Origin of the sequence: Paracoccus sp. MA (assembly GCF_020990385.1) — a bacterium.
Classification (GTDB): domain Bacteria; phylum Pseudomonadota; class Alphaproteobacteria; order Rhodobacterales; family Rhodobacteraceae; genus Paracoccus.
On the sequence record NZ_CP087597.1, the window covers coordinates 399,926 to 416,787 of the forward strand.

Consider the following 16,862-nt stretch of genomic DNA (forward strand, 5'->3'; position numbering starts at 1 on the left):
CAACGGCAACCATCAGGAGGGCCGCCGATGTTTGAAAACCTGTCCGACCGCCTTGGCGGCGTCTTCGACCGGCTGACCAAGCAGGGTGCGCTGTCCGAGGAGGACGTCGCCGCCGCCATGCGCGAGGTGCGCGTCGCGCTGCTGGAGGCCGACGTCTCGCTGCCGGTGGCGCGCAGCTTCGTGAAATCGGTGACGCAGAAGGCCACCGGCGCCGCGGTCACCAAGTCGATCACTCCCGGCCAGCAGGTCGTGAAGATCGTCCATGACGAGCTGATCAAGGTCCTGCAGGGCGAGGATGAGCCCGACGCGCTGAGGATCGACAACCCGCCGGCGCCGATCCTGATGGTCGGGCTTCAGGGCTCGGGCAAGACCACCACCACGGCGAAGCTGGCGAAGCGCCTGAAGGACCGCGAGAAGAAGCGCGTGCTGATGGCCTCGCTGGACACCAACCGTCCCGCCGCCATGGAACAGCTGGCGATCCTGGGCCAGCAGATCGGCGTCGATACGCTGCCGATCGTGCCGGGCGAGAATGCCGTGCAGATCGCCAGACGCGCCAAGCAGCAGGCGACGCTGGGCGGCTATGACGTCTATATGCTCGACACCGCCGGCCGGCTGCATATCGACGAAGTGCTGATGGACGAGGTGCAGGCGGTCCGCGACGTGGCGAACCCGCGCGAGACGCTGCTGGTCGTCGACGGCCTGACCGGCCAGGACGCGGTGAACGTCGCCGGCGAATTCGACGGCAAGGTCGGCATCTCGGGCGTCGTGCTGACCCGGATGGACGGCGACGGCCGCGGTGGTGCTGCGCTGTCGATGCGTGCCGTGACCGGCAAGCCGATCCGCTTCGTCGGCCTTGGCGAAAAGATGGACGCGCTGGAAGCCTTCGACGCGCAGCGCGTCGCCGGCCGCATCCTCGGCATGGGCGATATCGTCGCCCTGGTCGAGAAGGCGCAGGAAGTGCTGGAGGTCGAGCAGGCCGAGCGCATGATGCGGCGCTTCCAGAAGGGCATGTTCAACATGAACGATCTGCGGGGCCAGCTTGAGCAGATGCTCAAGATGGGCGGCATGCAGTCGATCATGGGCATGATGCCGGGCATGGGCAAGATGGCCAAGCAGGCCGAGGCCGCCGGCTTCGACGACAAGGCGATCAAGCGCCAGATCGCGCTGATCAATTCGATGACCAAGAAGGAACGCGCCAATCCGGACATCCTGCAGGCCAGCCGCAAGAAGCGCATCGCCGCCGGCGCCGGCATGGAAGTGTCGGAACTGAACAAGCTGCTGAAGATGCAGAAGCAGATGGCCGACACGATGAAGAAGCTCGGCAAGATGGGCAAGGGCGGCATGCTGAAACAGGCCATGCGCGCCATGACCGGCAAGGGCGGCGGGCTGCCCGACATGGCCAATGTCGATCCGGCCAAGATGGCCGAGGCCACGAAGATGTTGCAGGACCCCAAGGGGCTGGGCGGCGATCTGGGCAAGCTGAACCTGCCCGGCGGACTCTCGGGACTGTTCGGGAAGAAATAAGTGGTCACGCTCTCCGACACGCCCGTGCTGACGACCGAGCGACTGGTCCTGCGTGCCCCGCAGGCCGGCGACTGGCGGGCATGGCGCGATTTCGCCATCGGCGAGCGGGCGCGCTGGATCGGCGGGCCGATGGTCGAGCCGGGACAGGCATGGCGGGCCTTCGGCCATATCGTCGGCCATTGGGTGCTGCGCGGCTTCGGCTCCTTCGTGGTGACGGATCGCGACGGCGGCGCACCGCTCGGCTTGGTCGGGCCCTGGTTCCCGGATGGTTGGCCCGAGCACGAGCTGGGCTGGACGCTCTGGGACGTCGCGGCCGAGGGCAGGGGCATCGCGCATGAGGCGGCGCTGGCCGCCCGCGACTTCGCCGCCCGGCAGCTCGGCTGGACCACCGCCGTCAGCTATATCCTGCCCGCCAATGCCCGCTCGGCCGCCCTGGCCGAGAGGCTTGGCGCGGTGCGCGACCCGGATGCGGCGCATCCCGGCAAGGAACCCTGCCTCGTCTATCGCCATCCGATGAGGGGCGCGGCATGAGCAAGTCCTTCGGCGGCGCACATGCCCCCTGCAGCCAGATTTCAGCCAGCGGAGACCCGAATGAGTGACCCGACCGCCCGCGCCGCGACGCTGCTCAAGGAGCATCGCGCCAGCATCGACCGGCTGGATGCGATCCTGGTCTATACGCTTGCCGAGCGGTTCAAGCACACCCAGTCCGTCGGCCGCCTCAAGGCCGAACACGACCTTCCGCCGTCCGATCCCGCCCGCGAGGCGCAGCAGATCGAGCGGCTGGAACGCCTCGCGCGCGAGGCCGATCTCGACCCGGAATTCGCGCGCAAATTCCTGAACTTCGTGATCGCCGAAGTGATCCGGCATCATGAACGATACCACGCCTAGGATGCGTCAAGACGCAGCCTGCCAACCGCAACCCGACCCGTAGGCTGCGCTCCGGCGCATCCTGCAACCCCGCCATTCCAAAGGAGAAACGCAATGGCAATGAAAATCCGCCTGGCCCGTGGTGGCTCGAAGAAACGCCCCCATTACGCCATCGTCGCCTCGGACTCGCGCATGCCGCGCGACGGCCGCTTCATCGAGAAGCTGGGCACCTACAACCCGCTCCTGCCCAAGGATTCGGAAGAGCGCATCAAGATGAACCTCGAGCGGGTGCAATACTGGCTGGCCCAGGGCGCGCAGCCGACCGACCGCGTCGCCCGCTTCCTGGAAGCCGCCGGCGTGAAAGAGAAATCCGAGCGCAAGAACCTGAAGAAGGGCGAGCCCGGCAAGGCCGCCAAGGAACGCGCCGAGAAGCGCGCCGCCCGTGAAGCCGCGGCCAACGCCCCGGCCGAAGAAGCCGCTTCGGAATAATGGCCGAGCGGGTCTGCGTCGGAGCGATCGCGGGTGCCTTCGGCGTCCGGGGCGAGGTGAGGCTGAAGAGCTTCACCTCGCAGCCCAACGATATTGCCGCCTATGCCCCGCTTTACACCGAAGACGGCAGCCGCTCGTTCACCGTCCGCCTGACGCGGCCGGTGACGGGCGGGCTTGGCGCCCGGCTGTCGGGCGTCGAGACGCGGGAACAGGCCGAGGCGCTGAAGGGCGTCACCCTCTGGGCCGACCGCGACAGGCTTCCGGCGCTGCCGGACGACGAATTCTACCATGCCGACCTGATCGGCCTGTCGGTCTATGACACTGGTGGCGCGCTGCTGGGCAAGGTCCGGGCGATCTACGATCACGGCGCGGGCGATATTCTGGAAATCCACGGCGCCGGCCGCGGGCAGGCGCTGCTTTTGCCCTTTACCCGCGCCTTCGTGCCGACGGTGGACATCGCCGCCGGGCGCATCGTCGCCGACCCGCCGGAAGACCAGGAATGACCGGCGGGGCGATGAAATCCCACGGCCGGCTGTCGATCCGGGCCAGCACGCAGCCGCGCGATCTGATGGCCGAGCCGCAGGTCAGGGGCGCATGGACCGCACAGGTCATCACGCTTTTCCCCGAGGCTTTCCCGGGCGTTCTGGGGCTTTCCCTGACCGGAAGGGCGCTGTCGGAGGGGCTGTGGAACCTGCGCAGCATCGACCTGCGCCCCTTCGGCATCGGCCGCCACCGCAACGTGGACGACACGCCCGCCGGCGGCGGCGCCGGCATGGTGATCCGCCCCGACGTGATGGATGCGGCATTGCGCGAGGCGGGCGGGGACCTGCCGGTGATCTATCTTTCGCCGCGCGGCAGGCCCTTCACCCAGGCGCGGGCGCGGCAGCTGGCCAAGGGCCCGGGCATGACCCTGATCTGCGGCCGGTTCGAGGGCGTGGACCAGCGGGTGCTGGACGCCCATGGCATCGAGGAGATCAGCATCGGCGACTATGTCCTGACCGGCGGGGAACTGGCGGCTCAGGTCTTGATCGACGCGACGGTTCGCCTTATACCGCGCGTGCTGGGGAATCAGGAGTCTCTGGCCGAGGAATCCTTTTCCCCGGACCATGGCGGCCTGCTTGAACATCCGCAGTACACGAAGCCCGCCCTTTGGGAAGGCCGCGCGATCCCGGAAGTGCTTTTGTCCGGCAATCACGCGGCTATTGCCAGTTGGCGGCGCGACATGGCCGAAAGGCTGACCAAGGAACGCCGCCCCGACCTGTGGCGGGCATATGAGGAAACTCGTATGGACCCGGCAAAGGACCGACAGCTCTCGGGCGCATCAGACCAATCGCGGGGCTACCGCGAGCATCAAGAGGAACCATAGCGATGAACCTGATCGCCCAGTTGGAAGCCGAGCAGATCGCCGCGCTCGGCAAGGACATCCCCGATTTCAAGGCCGGCGACACCGTCCGCGTCGGCTACAAGGTGACCGAAGGCACCCGCACCCGCGTGCAGAACTACGAAGGCGTGGTCATCTCGCGCAAGGGCGGCGGCATCGGCGCCTCGTTCACCGTGCGCAAGATCTCGTTCGGCGAGGGCGTCGAGCGTGTCTTCCCGCTCTACTCGACCAATATCGACTCGATCACCGTGGTGCGCCGCGGCCGGGTCCGCCGCGCCAAGCTGTATTACCTGCGCGATCGCCGCGGCAAATCGGCCCGTATCGCCGAGGTCAGCAACTACAAGCCCAAAGCCGACGCTCAGGCCTGAGGAGACGCGCCATGAAAGCAGACATCCATCCCGACTATCACCTGATCGAGGTCAAGATGACCGACGGCACCACCTATCAGGTGCGTTCGACCTGGGGCAAGGAAGGCGACACCATGTCGCTGGACATCGACCCGACCTCGCACCCCGCCTGGACCGGCGGCTCGGCCAAGCTGATGGACACCGGCGGCCGCGTGTCGAAGTTCAAGAACAAATACGCCGGCCTGGGCTTCTGATCCCGGACCCGGACCGCAATGCAAACGCCGCCCCAAGGGGCGGCGTTTTTCGTTGGGCGGGTGGTGGGCGGCCCGCTGCCGGCGCGGCGCGAAGGGCCGGGTGCGCGTCGGATCGGCGATTCAATAGGCCAGGCCGAAGATCGGCATCCAGACCGGCGCACGCGGGGCCCGGTTCAGCGGCAGGCCGGTCAGCTGGCCGCGGCCGGTGTCGATCACCACGCGGCCGTCGCGATATTCGCGCAGCACCGGACCCTGCGCGCTTTGATGCGCCGACAGGGCGATGGTGGCAAAGCCGCGGTTCGGCTTGGGGAAAATGGCATGGATCATCGGATCGCTCCTTTCCGGTCGAGGCGATGGATGGCGGTGTCCCAGCGCGACGGGTCGCGGTGGCGCATCAGCTCGCACGTGGTCTCGAAAGGCGCGCCGGTGATCAGGCGCAGCGGTATGTCCGAGATGCGATGCGGTTTGCCGGTGCGGCGGTCGATCAGGCTGACCGCATAGCGGGGGGCGGCGGGCATGGCGGCCCGCAGCGCATGTTCAGCAAAGGCCGACAGATGGTTCAGCACGGTCATCTCTGGCTCCCTCCCTGGCTGACCCCGCCGGATGACTCCGGCATGGCTATATAACGACATATCCGATCGTGTTTTTCAAGATAAATATCGACCAATCAAGTCGTGATGAAAGAATGGCGCCGGAACAGGCGTTTGCGGGGTGCGTGGCCCTGCTCCGGCCCGGCGCGAAAAGGATGCGGCCCCGGCGATTCGCCGGCCTGGGCGCTTTTCATCGCGGCTGCCGCGGCCTATGGTCCGGCGCGTAAGCGGCGGGCATCGCAGGGGGATTCGTGGCGCATATCATCGTCGTCGGCAACGAAAAGGGCGGTTCGGGCAAGTCCACGACCTCGATGCATGTGGCGACCGCGCTGGCGCGCATGGGCCACCGGGTCGGGGCGCTGGATCTGGACGTGCGCCAGCGCAGCTTCGGCCGCTATCTCGAGAACCGCGCCGCCTTCGCGCAACGCGAGGGGCTGGATCTGCCGATGCCGCTGCTGGGCCATCTGCAGCCCGAGATTCCCGGCGGCCCGGACCCGCTGTCGCAGGCGGTCGCGGCGCTGGATGCCGAATGCGACTTCATCCTGCTGGACTGTCCCGGGTCGCATACGAAGCTCAGCCAGATGGCGCATACGCTGGCCGATACGCTGATCACGCCGATGAACGACAGTTTCGTCGATTTCGACCTGCTGGCGCGGCTGTCGCCCGAGGGCAAGATCCTCGGGCCTTCGATCTATGCCGAGATGGTCTGGTCCGCCCGCCAGCTGCGCGGCGAGGCGGGGGCGGGGCCGATCGACTGGCTGGTGCTGCGCAACCGGCTGGGCACGCAGGCGATGCACAACAAGCGCAAGGTCGGCGGCGCGCTGGCGAACCTGTCCAGGCGCATCGGCTTCCGCGTGGCGCCCGGTTTTTCCGAGCGGGTGATCTTCCGCGAGCTGTTTCCGCGCGGATTGACGCTTCTCGACCTCAAGGATATCGGCACGGAACAGCTCAGCATGTCCAACATCGCCGCGCGGCAGGAACTGCGCGACCTGATCGGCGAGTTGAACCTACCCGGCGTCAGCGTTTCCTTCTGAAACCCGGCTGGCATTGTTGCCGGGGGCAGGCGCGACTATGTTGCGCCGCAGATTGGTTTGGAGGGGACGATGACGGCAGCCTGCCGGATCACCCGGATCGCGATGCTGGCGCTTGCCCCGTCCCTGGGACCGGCCGGCATGGTCATGGCCGAGACCGCGGGCGCGGTCGAGCAGATGGAACTGCCCGTGGTGACACTGGCCACCGCCGAGCGCAGCTGGATCGAGGCGCGGGTGCCGGTCTCGGGCTCGCTGGTGGCGCGGCAGGAGGTGCAGGTCCATGCTCTCGTCTCGGGGCACGAGATCACCGGCATCGAGGCGGAGGTCGGCGACCGGGTCAAGGCCGGGCAGGTGCTGGCGCGGCTGTCCGAGGACGTGCTGTCGGCGCAGCTGGCCCAGGCCGAGGCCGAATATCAGCGCGCCGAGGCCGGGGTGCGGCAGGCCGAAAGCCAGATCGCCAGCGCCGAGGCCAGCCTGACCCAGGCCGTCGCGGCGCTGGAGCGCACCCGCAGCCTGCGGCAAAGCGGCAATGCCAGCCAGGCGGTGCTGGATCAGGCCATCGCCACCGAGGCTTCGGCGCGGGCGGCCTCGGCCTCGGCCTCGGACGGGCTGGGCGTGGCGCGGGCGGCGCAGGCCCAGGCCGCGGCGGCGCAGCGCATCGCGCGGCTGAACCTGGACCATGCCCGCATCGTCGCGCCGGTCGATGGCGTGGTGGTGGCGCGGACCGCCCGGCGGGGGGCCATCCCCGGCGCCGGAGGCGAGCCGCTGTTCACCCTGATCGCCGGCGGCGAGGTCGAGCTTGAGGCCGACGTGATCGAGACCGCGCTGAGCCAGCTGAAGCCGGGCGATACGGCCGAGATTGCGGTCGCGGGTCTTGGCCGCGTCGAGGGCAAGCTGCGGCTGGTGCCGGCCGCCGTCGATCCGGTGACGCGGCTTGGCCTGGCGCGGATCGCACTGGAGCCCGACCCGCGCCTGCGTCCGGGACTTTTCGCCAGCGGCTGGATCATCACCGACCGGCGCGAGGCGGTGACCGTGCCCAGCTCGGCCATCCTGGCGGATGCCTCGGGCGAGCGGGTGCAGGTGGTCAAGGACGGTCGGATCGAGGCGCGCGAGGTTCGCGCCGGCCTGCTCTGGCAAGGCCGGCGCGAGATCGTCGAAGGCATCGCGGCCGGCGAGACGGTGGTGGCCCGGGCCGGCGCCTTCTTCCGCAGCGGCGATCAGGTGCGGGCGGCGCCATGAACTTCTCGGCCTGGTCCATACGCCATCCGGTGCCGCCCATCGCGATCTTCCTCGTGCTGATGCTGATGGGGTTCTACAGCTTCAGCCGGCTGGCGGTCACGGCCATGCCGAATATCGACCTGCCGCTGGTCAGCGTCGTGGTCAGCCAGCCCGGCGCCGCCCCCAGCGAGCTGACGCGGCAGGTGATCCAGCCCATCGAGGATTCCATCGCCTCGATCACCGGCGTGCGGCACATCACCTCGTCCGCGACCGACAGTTCGGCCCGCATCTATGTCGAGTTCGAGCTGGAAACCGATACCGACCGCGCCGTCAACGACGTCAAGGACGCGGTGGCCAATGTCCGCGCCGACCTGCCGGAATCCATCGTCGAGCCGCTGATCCACCGCATCGACGTCAGCGGCATGGCGATCCTGACCTATGCCGTCAGCAATTCCGGCATGAGCATCGAGCAGCTGTCGGATTTCGTCGACGACGTGGTGTCGCGGGACCTGTCCACCGTGCCGGGCGTCGCCAGCATCACCCGCATCGGCGGCGCCGACCGCCAGATCAATGTCGAGCTGGACCCCGACCGCATCATGGCCTTCGGGCTGACGGCTGCCGAGATCTCGGACCAGCTGCGGGCCAAGAACATCGACATGGGCGGCGGCCGGGGCGATCTGGCCGGCACGGAATATTCCATCCGCGCGCTGGGATCGGCGGGCGACGTGGCCCGGCTGGCCGCGACGCCGATCCTGATCGGGGGCGGGCGCACGGTGCGGCTGGACCAGCTGGGCAGCGTCACCGACGGCGCCAGCGAGGAACGCAAGTTCGCGCTGCTCGACGGCCAGCCCGTGGTCGCCTTCGGCGTCTTCCGCGCCAGCGGCGAATCCGATCTGGAGGCCGGCGACGGCACCAAGGCCCGCATCGCCGAGATCGAGGCGCGCAATCCCGGCACCCGCATCACCCTGATCGACGATGCGACGACCTATACCTCGGGCAGCTACCATTCCACGATGGAGACGCTCTACGAGGGCGCGGCGCTGGCGGTGGTGGTGGTGTTCCTGTTCCTGAGGAACTGGCGGGCGACGCTGATCGCCGCCGTGGCGCTGCCCCTGTCGATCATCCCGACCTTCTTCGTCATGCATTGGCTGGGCTTCACGCTGAACGGCATCAGCCTGCTGGCGATCACCCTTGTCACCGGCATCCTGGTCGACGACGCCATCGTCGAGATCGAAAACATCGTGCGGCACATCAACATGGGCGTTCCCGCCTATGAGGCCAGCATGGAGGCCGCGAACGAGATCGGCCTGACCGTCATCGCCATCAGCTTCTCGATCGTCGCGGTCTTTGCCCCGGTCAGCTTCATGGGCGGGATCCCGGGCCAGTATTTCAAGCAATTCGGCTTGACCGTCGCGGTTTCGGTGCTGTTCTCGCTTCTGGTGGCGCGGCTGATCACGCCGATGCTGGCCGCCTATTTCCTGCGCGACAACACCCGCCTGGCCGAGGAGCGCGACGGGCCGGTGCTGCGGACGCTGATGGCGGTGCTGGCCTGGACGCTACGCCATCGCGGCCTGACGCTGCTGATGGGGCTGGGGGTCTTTGCCGGCTCGATCTTTTCCGCCACGCTGCTGCCGACCGAATTCATCCCGGCCTCGGATGTCGGCCGCAGCCAGATCACCATCGAATTGCCGCCCGGCGCCACGGTGTCGGAAACCGAGGCGGCGGCGCGGATGATCTCGCAGCGCATCGGCGCGGTGCCCGAGGTGCGCTCGGTCTTCGTCAATGGCGGAGAGGACGACGTGGCCAAGGCCAAGCTGATGGTCAATTACGGCCCCAAGGAAGAGCGCGAGCGGTCGAGCTTCGTCATCGAGGACGAGTTGAAGCGCGACCTGTCGCAGGTTCCGGACCTGCGGATCAACTTCCAGAACGAAGAGGGCAATGCCGACCTGCAGGTCTCGGTCCTTGGGGACAGCGAGGAGGGCGCGGCCGAGGCGGCCGAGCGGCTGATGGCGGCGATGAAGACCCTGTCCACGCTGGAGGGGGTCACATCCTCGGCCAGCCTGCAGCGGCCCGAGATCCAGATCCATCCGCGCCCCGAGGTCGCGGCGCAGCTGGGCGTCACCGCCAGCGCGCTGGCGACGACGCTGCGGGTGGCGACGCTGGGTGACACGGAATCGAACCTGGCCAAGTTCAACACCGGCGACAAGCAGATCCCGATCATGGTGCGGCTGGACGAGACCGCCCGGCGCGACCTGATGACGGTGCGCAACCTGCGGGTGCCAAGCTCGGCCGGGCAGGTGCCGCTGGAGGTGGTGGCGGATGTGTCGATCTCGGCCGGGGCGACCGAGATCGGGCGCTACGACCGGCGCTATCGCACCACGGTGTCGGCGAACCTGGCGGGCGGGGCGCTGCTGGGGCCGGTGAACGCGCAGGTCACGGCCTTGCAGAGCCAGGTGGAGCTGCCGGCGGGAACCCAGATCCAGCCTTCGGGCGATGCCGAGATCATGGCCGAGGTGTTCCAGGCCTTCACCGTGGCGATGATCTCGGGCGTGCTGCTGACCTATGTGGTGCTGGTGCTCTTGTTCCACAATTTCGTCACCCCGGTCTCGATCCTGATGTCGCTGCCGCTGGCCATCGGCGGCGCGATCCTGGCGCTGTTCCTGACCGGCAACTCCATCAGCATGGCGGTGGTGATCGGCTTCCTGATGCTGATGGGCATCGTGACCAAGAACGCCATCATGCTGGTGGAATTCGCCGTCAGCTCCATGGACCAGGGCACGGAGAAGCGTGTGGCGATCCTGGATGCGGTGCACAAGCGGGCCCGGCCCATCGTGATGACCACCATTGCCATGACGGCGGGCATGGTGCCCTCGGCCCTCGGCACCGGCGAGGGGGCCGAGTTCAGCTCGCCCATGGCCATCGCGGTGATCGGGGGGCTGCTGCTTTCGACGCTGCTGTCGCTGCTGTTCGTGCCGTCGCTGTTCTCGGTCATTCATGGCGGGCAGGTGCGGGTGGCGCGCTGGCTGCGGCGGCGGATCGGGCTGAACGCGGCGCCGGAGGCGGCGGGCGAGTGAGGCCGCTGCCGGGGGCTTCGCGCCCCCGGACCCCCGCGGGATATTTGGACAAGAAAGAAGAAAGGGGGCCGCCGGCCCCCTTTGCGGTTCATGCTGCCCGGATCAGGCCAGCATGCCCATCGGGTTTTCCAGGTGCTTGACGATGGCTTCCAGCAGCTGGGCGCCGAGGGCCCCGTCGATCACCCGGTGGTCGACCGAGAGGGTCATCGACATGACGTTGCGGACCACCACCTCGCCATTCTCGACCACCGGGGTCTGGATGCCGGCACCGACGGCGAGGATCGCGCCATGCGGCGGGTTGATCACCGCGTCGAAATTCTCGATCCCGAACATGCCGAGGTTGGAGATGGCGAAGCTGCCGCCCTGGTATTCGTGGGGCGCGAGCTTCTTGGTCTTGGCGCGGTTGGCCAGGTCCTTCATCTCGGCCGAAAGGGCGGACAGCGTCTTTTGCTGCGCGTCCTTCAGCACCGGGGTGAAGAGCCCGCCTTCGATCGCCACCGCGACAGCCACGTCCGAAGGCTTCAGCTTCAGGATCCGGTCGCCCGCCCAGACCGCGTTCGCATCCGGCACCTCTTGCAGGGCCAGCGCGCAGGCCTTGATGATGAAGTCGTTCACCGACAGCTTCACGCCCCGCGATTCCAGCTGCTTGTTCAGCATGGCGCGGAACTTCATCAGCTCGTCGAGCTTCGCGGACCGGCGCAGGTAGAAATGCGGGATGGTCTGCTTGGCTTCCGACAGGCGCGCGGCGATGGTGCGGCGCATGCCGTCCAGCGCCACCTCCTCGGTCTCGCGGTCGGCATAGATCTTGAGGATGGTTTCCGCGGAGGGGCCGGCGGGGGCTGCGGCCGCCGGGGCAGGAGCGGCGGCTTTCGGGGCATCGGCGGCGGCAGGCTTGGCCGCGCCGGGCTTGGCGCCCTCGACATCCGCCTTGACGATGCGGCCATGCGGGCCCGAGCCCTGGACCGAGGCGAGGTCGATGCCCTTTTCTGCCGCAATGCGCCGCGCCAGGGGCGAGGCGAAGATGCGCCCGCCCTCGGCCGATTTCGGCGCGGCCGGGGCAGGGGCCGCGGCTGCCGCCGGTGCCGGGGCGGCTTCGGCTTTCGTCGCCTCGGGCCTGGCTTCCGCCTTCGGCGCCGCGCCGATGTCGTCGGCGGATTCGCCCTCCTCCAGCAGCACCGCGATGGGGGTGTTGACCTTGACCCCTGCCGTGCCCTCGGCGATCAGGATCTTGCCCAGCTTGCCTTCGTCGACGGCCTCGAATTCCATCGTGGCCTTGTCGGTCTCGATCTCGGCCAGGATGTCGCCGGATTTGACCTCGTCGCCCTCTTTGACCAGCCATTTGGCCAGCGTGCCCTCTTCCATGGTCGGAGAAAGCGCGGGCATCAGGATTTCTGTCGGCATCTCGCTCGCTCCTTAACGGTAGGTGACTTTCTTGACCGCGGCCACGACCTCGTCCGAGGTGATCAGCGCGTGCTTTTCAAGGTTCGCGGCATAGGGCATGGGCACGTCCTTGCCGGTGCAGTTGATCACCGGCGCGTCGAGATAGTCGAAGGCGTTCTCCATGATATGGGCCGAAAGGTGGTTGCCGATCGAGGCGACCGGGAAGCCTTCCTCCACCGTCACGCAACGGTTGGTGCGCTTTACCGATTCGATCAGCGTGGCGTAATCGATGGGGCGCAGGGTGCGCAGGTCGATCACCTCTGCCTCGATGCCTTCCGACGCCAGTTTCTCGGCGGCTTCGAGCGCATGGACCATGCCGATGCCGAAGCTGACCAGGGTCACGTCCTTGCCGGGGCGCACGATCTTCGCCTTGCCGAAGGGGATGGTGAAATCGTCAAGATCCGGCACCTCGAAGCTGCGGCCGTAGAGGATCTCGTTTTCCAGGAAGATCACCGGGTTCGGGTCGCGGATCGCCTGCTTCAGCAGGCCCTTCGCATCGGCCGCCGAATAGGGCATCACCACCTTGAGGCCGGGGATCTGCGCATACCAGGCCGCGTAATCCTGGCTGTGCTGGGCCGCCACCCGGGCGGCAGCGCCGTTCGGGCCGCGGAAGACGATGGGGCAGCCCATCTGGCCGCCGGACATGTAAAGCGTCTTGGCGGCCGAGTTGATGATATGGTCGATGGCCTGCATGGCGAAGTTGAAGGTCATGAACTCGACGATCGGGCGCAGCCCGGCCATGGCGGCGCCGGTGCCGATGCCGGCAAAGCCGATTTCCGAGATCGGCGTATCGACCACGCGGCGCGGGCCGAACTTGTCCAGAAGGCCCTGGCTGATCTTGTAGGCGCCCTGGTATTCGCCGACTTCCTCGCCCATCAGGAAGACGGTCTCGTCGCGGGTCATTTCCTCTTCCATGGCCTCGCGCAGGGCCTCGCGCACGGTCATGGTCTTCATCGGCGTGCCTTCCGGCCAGTCGGGCGACTGGTCCGCGACCGGAGCCGGGGCAGGAGCGGCCGCCTCGGCCGGGGCGGACGGAGCCTCGGCCCTGGCCTCGGCGGGTGGGGCCTCGGCGGGCGCCTCGGCCTTCGGCGCCGGGACGGCATCGGCGGATTCGCCTTCCTCGACCAGCACGGCGATGGGGGTGTTGACCTTGACCCCCTGGGTGCCCTCGGCGATCAGCAGCTTGCCGAGGATGCCCTCGTCGACGGCCTCGAACTCCATCGTGGCCTTGTCGGTCTCGATCTCGGCGAGGATGTCGCCGGATTTCACGCTATCGCCTTCCTTGACCAGCCATTTGGCCAGCGTGCCTTCTTCCATGGTCGGCGACAGGGCGGGCATCAGGATTTCGGTTGCCATGGTTCCCTCCCCTCAGGCGTTCTGTTCCGCGCCGCCCTGCGGCACTTCCTTGGCGTAGATATCGGTCCAGAGCTCTTCCAGCGGCGGCTCGGGGCTTTCCTTGGCGAATTCGGCGGAATCGTTCACGATATCCTTGATTTCCTTGTCGATGGCCTTGAGGTCCTCTTCGGAGGCGTGCTTGCCGGTCAGCAGCAACTCGCGCACATGCTCGATGGCGTCGCGCTCGTCGCGCATCTTCTGCACTTCCTCGCGGGTGCGGTATTTCGCCGGGTCGGACATGGAATGGCCGCGATAGCGATAGGTCATGACTTCGAGGATGTAGGGCCCCTTGCCGGCGCGGCAATGCGCCACGGCCTTCTCGCCCGCGGCCTTGACCGCCAGCACGTCCATGCCGTCCACCTGTTCGCCCTTGATGCCGAAGGATTCGCCGCGGCCGAAGAGCGTGGTCGACTTGGTCGAACGCTTCATCGAGGTGCCCATGGCATACTGGTTGTTCTCGATGACGAAGACCACCGGCAGTTCCCAGAGCTCGGCCATGTTGTAGGTCTCGTAGACCTGGCCCTGGTTCGAGGCGCCGTCGCCGAAATAAACGAAGGTGACGTTGTCGTTGCCGAGATACTTGTCGGCGAAGGCCAGGCCGGCACCCAGCGGCACCTGCGCCGCGACGATGCCGTGGCCGCCGTAGAAATGCTTCTCGCGGCTGAACATGTGCATCGAGCCGCCCTTGCCCTTGGAATAGCCGCCGATGCGGCCGGTCAGCTCGGCCATCACGCCGCGGGCTTCCATGCCGCAGGCCAGCATGTGGCCGTGGTCGCGATAGGAGGTGATGCGCTTGTCGCCTTCCTTGGCGGCGGCTTCGAGGCCGACGACGACGGCCTCCTGCCCGATATAGAGATGGCAGAAGCCACCGATCAGGCCCATGCCGTAAAGCTGGCCGGCCTTTTCCTCGAATCGCCGGATCAACAGCATGTCGCGGTAGTATTTGAGCAGCTCGTCCTTGGACACGTTGGACGTGTTCTGCCTGGCTGCGGGCTTTCTGACCATGGGCCTCCTCCTCGGGGCGGGGATAGTTCAGCGTTAAACTAATTCTAGGCGAAGCTTTCGGGGGAAGTAAACCGGACTCGTGCATCCGTCCAGAGGGCAGATGCGGAAAGCCGCTTGCGCCGGGGAAATAGTCGAGGCGCGCAGGGGGCATCGCCGCGTCCTGGGGCGCGGGCGCAGGGGTATTTGGGCAACAGAGAAGGCGCGGCCGATGTCTGCGGGAGGCTCAGCGGATGATGATCTCGTCGGCGCGCACCAGGCCCAGCACGTCGCGGGCGCGTTCGTCCAGCAGGTCGAGGTCGAGATAGTCGTCCGACAGGCGCCGGGTCAGGTTGCGCATCCGGTCCACTTCGGCCTGCAGCTTGTCGCGCTGCTGGACCAGTTCCTGCGTTTCGGCCTGCAGCTGCACCCGCCGCAGGATGCCCGAGGGGCCCTGCACCGCCGCGTAGGCGAAATAGACGCCCAGAAGGATCATCACGACGAAGAAGATGATGGCGCTGATCGACAGGCGTTGGGTCATAGGCTGCTCGGCGGCTGCTCGCTGGTTTCGGGCGATCATGCCACAGGCGCGGGGCGGGGGGAATCCCCCGCGGGGCCGCGCAGGATGTCGTCGAGCACCAGGGCCATGACCCGGGCGGAATCCCGCATATCGTCCACCCCCACCCATTCGTCGGGCTGGTGCGCCAGGTCCAGCACGCCGGGGCCGTAGGCAATGCAGTTTTTCAGCTTGCCGATGCGGTCGATATGTTTCTGGTCGTAGGTGCCGGGGCTGACCACATAGCCGGCCTCGCGGCCCAGCACCCGTTCGATGGCGGCGGCGGTCGAGCGCACCACCGGCGCCTCGCGATCGGTCATGCTGGGGATCACCTCGAACAGGTCGCGGATTTCATAGGAGAATCCGGGGCGTTGCGCCCTGACCTGTTCGAGCAGGGCGGTGACCTCGCGCTTTACTTCCGAGAGCTCCTCCTCGATCAGGAAGCGGCGGTCGATCACGATGCGGCAGCGGTCGGCGACGCAGGGCGCCGGCAGGCCGGTGAAGTCCGGGCCGTGATCCGGCTCGCCGCCATGGATCGAGTTGATGTTCAGGGTCGAGTTCCGCGCGCCTTCGGGGATCACCGGCATCTGGGTCCGCTTGGTCATCAGCAGCGGGAACAGCGTGCGCTCCATTTCTTCCAGCACCGCGCCCATGTGGCGGATGGCGCTGTCGCCCAGGAAGGGCATCGAGCCATGGGCGATGCGGCCATGCGTCTCGATCTCGGCCCACCAGACGCCGCGATGGCCCAGGCAGATGCGGTCCTTGTGCAGCGGCTCGGGGATGATGACATGGCCGACATGGGCGAAGGCGCCCTGTTCGGCAAGATAGGCCACGCCGCCGAAACCGCCCGATTCCTCGTCCGCGGTGGCGCTGATCTCGATCTGGCCGGGATGGTCGGGGTAAAGCGCGATGAAGGCCTCGGCCGCGATGATGCTGGCGGCCAAGCCCCCCTTCATGTCACAGGCGCCGCGGCCATAGATGCGGCCGCCCTCCAGTTCCGCGGCGAAGGGATCGCGGCTCCAGCCATGGCCGACCTCGACCACGTCGTGATGGCTGTTGAAATGCACGCATTCGCCGGGCGGGTCGCCCCGATGGCGGGCGACCAGGTTCCAGCGCGGAAAGGCTTCGCTGTCGCCGGGCGCGCCATGGGCGCGGATCAGTTCGCAGGCCCAGCCCTGCGGCGCCAGCCGGGCCTGCAGGTATTCGCAGATCTCGCGATAGTTGCGGCCCGGCGGGTTCAGCGTCGGGATGCGGATCAGATCCCGGGTCAGGCGGACCAGGTCGTCGCGGCGGTTCTCGATCTCACGGGCAAGGGCGTCCATGGCGCAAGGCTAGGCCGGGCGCGGCGGCGCCGCAATGGGGTCATTGACAGTCGCGGCGCGGGGGCCTTCCATGGGGCAGGCTTTTCGCAACCAGGGTCGGCCCGATGATCGCCTTTCTTCGCCTGATCGGCATGGTCCTGATCGTCGAGCTGATCTTCTACGCGCTGATCTGGATCTATATCCGCAGCCTGCGCCGGGAAGAGCTTGAAAAGGAATGGGATCGCCGCCATCCCGAGCGCGCGGGCCCGTCCCCGGAACGCGCCGAGTTCGTGCGGCGTTCGATGGTGGGCTTCAGCAAGACCCTGCGGGCGCGGCTCGTCGGGCTGGTGCTGGTCCTGCCGGTGGTCGCGATCGTCGTGATCATCGTGATCGTGAACTACAATTGAGGGGGCG

Annotated in this window: 19 protein-coding genes; 12 read left to right on the forward strand and 7 right to left on the reverse strand. The window is 67.5% G+C overall.

Translation table 11 applies throughout. From position 1 onward, the window contains the following. Positions 1-27: 27 nt before the first annotated feature. The 8 genes from ffh to rpmE all read left to right on the forward strand — a co-directional run bounded on the left by ffh (position 28) and on the right by rpmE (position 4,862). On the forward strand, positions 28-1,524 hold the full coding sequence (gene ffh, locus LOS78_RS02090) for a signal recognition particle protein (RefSeq protein WP_230376666.1): 1,497 nt from the start codon (positions 28-30) through the stop codon (positions 1,522-1,524). Continuing rightward, positions 1,525-2,055, forward strand: coding sequence for a GNAT family N-acetyltransferase (locus tag LOS78_RS02095; RefSeq protein WP_230376667.1), 531 nt, complete (start codon positions 1,525-1,527; stop codon positions 2,053-2,055). Between the two features lie 60 nt (positions 2,056-2,115). Further along, positions 2,116-2,412, forward strand: a complete 297-nt coding sequence (locus tag LOS78_RS02100; protein WP_028712488.1) for a chorismate mutase — start codon at positions 2,116-2,118, stop codon at positions 2,410-2,412. 93 nt (positions 2,413-2,505) lie between these two features. Continuing rightward, entirely contained in the window at positions 2,506-2,880 is a 375-nt protein-coding gene (gene rpsP / locus LOS78_RS02105; protein WP_028712489.1) for a 30S ribosomal protein S16, read from the forward strand. Then, a complete protein-coding gene (gene rimM, locus LOS78_RS02110) occupies positions 2,880-3,383 on the forward strand; it encodes a ribosome maturation factor RimM (RefSeq protein ID WP_230376668.1) in 504 nt (167 codons plus the stop codon). The genes rpsP and rimM overlap by 1 nt, the downstream gene beginning before the upstream one ends. Further along, a complete protein-coding gene (gene trmD, locus LOS78_RS02115; protein ID WP_028712491.1) occupies positions 3,380-4,246 on the forward strand; it encodes a tRNA (guanosine(37)-N1)-methyltransferase TrmD in 867 nt (288 codons plus the stop codon). Before rimM ends, trmD begins: the two co-directional genes overlap by 4 nt. Positions 4,247-4,248: 2 nt before the next feature. Further along, positions 4,249-4,629: a 50S ribosomal protein L19 gene (rplS, locus tag LOS78_RS02120; protein WP_028712492.1), complete on the forward strand. Its 381-nt coding sequence runs from the start codon at positions 4,249-4,251 to the stop codon at positions 4,627-4,629. 11 nt (positions 4,630-4,640) lie between these two features. Then, positions 4,641-4,862: a 50S ribosomal protein L31 gene (gene rpmE, locus LOS78_RS02125; RefSeq protein ID WP_010395846.1), complete on the forward strand. Its 222-nt coding sequence runs from the start codon at positions 4,641-4,643 to the stop codon at positions 4,860-4,862. Positions 4,863-4,982: 120 nt separating this feature from the next. Here rpmE and LOS78_RS02130 read toward each other — a convergent pair whose 3' ends face one another. Beyond that, complete coding sequence (locus LOS78_RS02130; protein ID WP_028712493.1) at positions 4,983-5,189, reverse strand: hypothetical protein; 207 nt, start codon at positions 5,187-5,189, stop codon at positions 4,983-4,985. Further along, complete coding sequence (locus LOS78_RS02135; protein WP_230376669.1) at positions 5,186-5,434, reverse strand: hypothetical protein; 249 nt, start codon at positions 5,432-5,434, stop codon at positions 5,186-5,188. The genes LOS78_RS02130 and LOS78_RS02135 overlap by 4 nt, the downstream gene beginning before the upstream one ends. Positions 5,435-5,703: 269 nt before the next feature. Here LOS78_RS02135 and LOS78_RS02140 point away from each other — a divergent pair, with 269 nt between their 5' ends. The 3 genes from LOS78_RS02140 (at position 5,704) to LOS78_RS02150 (ending at position 10,775) form a co-directional block, all read left to right on the forward strand. Next, positions 5,704-6,486, forward strand: coding sequence for a division plane positioning ATPase MipZ (locus tag LOS78_RS02140; protein WP_028712495.1), 783 nt, complete (start codon positions 5,704-5,706; stop codon positions 6,484-6,486). A 69-nt stretch (positions 6,487-6,555) separates the two neighbouring features. Further along, positions 6,556-7,722, forward strand: a complete 1,167-nt coding sequence (locus LOS78_RS02145; protein ID WP_230376670.1) for an efflux RND transporter periplasmic adaptor subunit — start codon at positions 6,556-6,558, stop codon at positions 7,720-7,722. Further along, on the forward strand, positions 7,719-10,775 hold the full coding sequence (locus LOS78_RS02150; protein ID WP_230376671.1) for an efflux RND transporter permease subunit: 3,057 nt from the start codon (positions 7,719-7,721) through the stop codon (positions 10,773-10,775). The genes LOS78_RS02145 and LOS78_RS02150 overlap by 4 nt, the downstream gene beginning before the upstream one ends. Before the next feature lie 102 nt (positions 10,776-10,877). Here the strand turns inward: LOS78_RS02150 and LOS78_RS02155 are convergent, their stop codons facing one another. The 5 genes from LOS78_RS02155 to LOS78_RS02175 form a co-directional block, all read right to left on the reverse strand. After that, positions 10,878-12,176: a pyruvate dehydrogenase complex dihydrolipoamide acetyltransferase gene (locus LOS78_RS02155; RefSeq protein ID WP_230376672.1), complete on the reverse strand. Its 1,299-nt coding sequence runs from the start codon at positions 12,174-12,176 to the stop codon at positions 10,878-10,880. A gap of 12 nt (positions 12,177-12,188) precedes the next feature. Continuing rightward, positions 12,189-13,571 (reverse strand): pyruvate dehydrogenase complex E1 component subunit beta, encoded by a 1,383-nt coding sequence (locus tag LOS78_RS02160; RefSeq protein ID WP_230376673.1) that lies wholly within the window; start codon positions 13,569-13,571, stop codon positions 12,189-12,191. Positions 13,572-13,583: 12 nt separating this feature from the next. Then, positions 13,584-14,615 (reverse strand): pyruvate dehydrogenase (acetyl-transferring) E1 component subunit alpha, encoded by a 1,032-nt coding sequence (gene pdhA, locus LOS78_RS02165; RefSeq protein WP_028712500.1) that lies wholly within the window; start codon positions 14,613-14,615, stop codon positions 13,584-13,586. Between the two features lie 223 nt (positions 14,616-14,838). Beyond that, positions 14,839-15,132 carry a septum formation initiator family protein gene (locus tag LOS78_RS02170; RefSeq protein WP_028712501.1) on the reverse strand — a complete coding sequence of 98 codons (294 nt, stop codon included), beginning with the start codon at positions 15,130-15,132 and terminating at the stop codon, positions 14,839-14,841. 35 nt (positions 15,133-15,167) lie between these two features. After that, positions 15,168-16,469, reverse strand: a complete 1,302-nt coding sequence (locus LOS78_RS02175) for an acetylornithine deacetylase/succinyl-diaminopimelate desuccinylase family protein (RefSeq protein WP_230376674.1) — start codon at positions 16,467-16,469, stop codon at positions 15,168-15,170. Positions 16,470-16,573: 104 nt separating this feature from the next. On the opposite strand from LOS78_RS02175, the gene LOS78_RS02180 reads away from it, so the two are divergent. Next, entirely contained in the window at positions 16,574-16,855 is a 282-nt protein-coding gene (locus LOS78_RS02180; protein WP_028712503.1) for a hypothetical protein, read from the forward strand. The last annotated feature ends 7 nt before the right edge of the window (positions 16,856-16,862 follow it).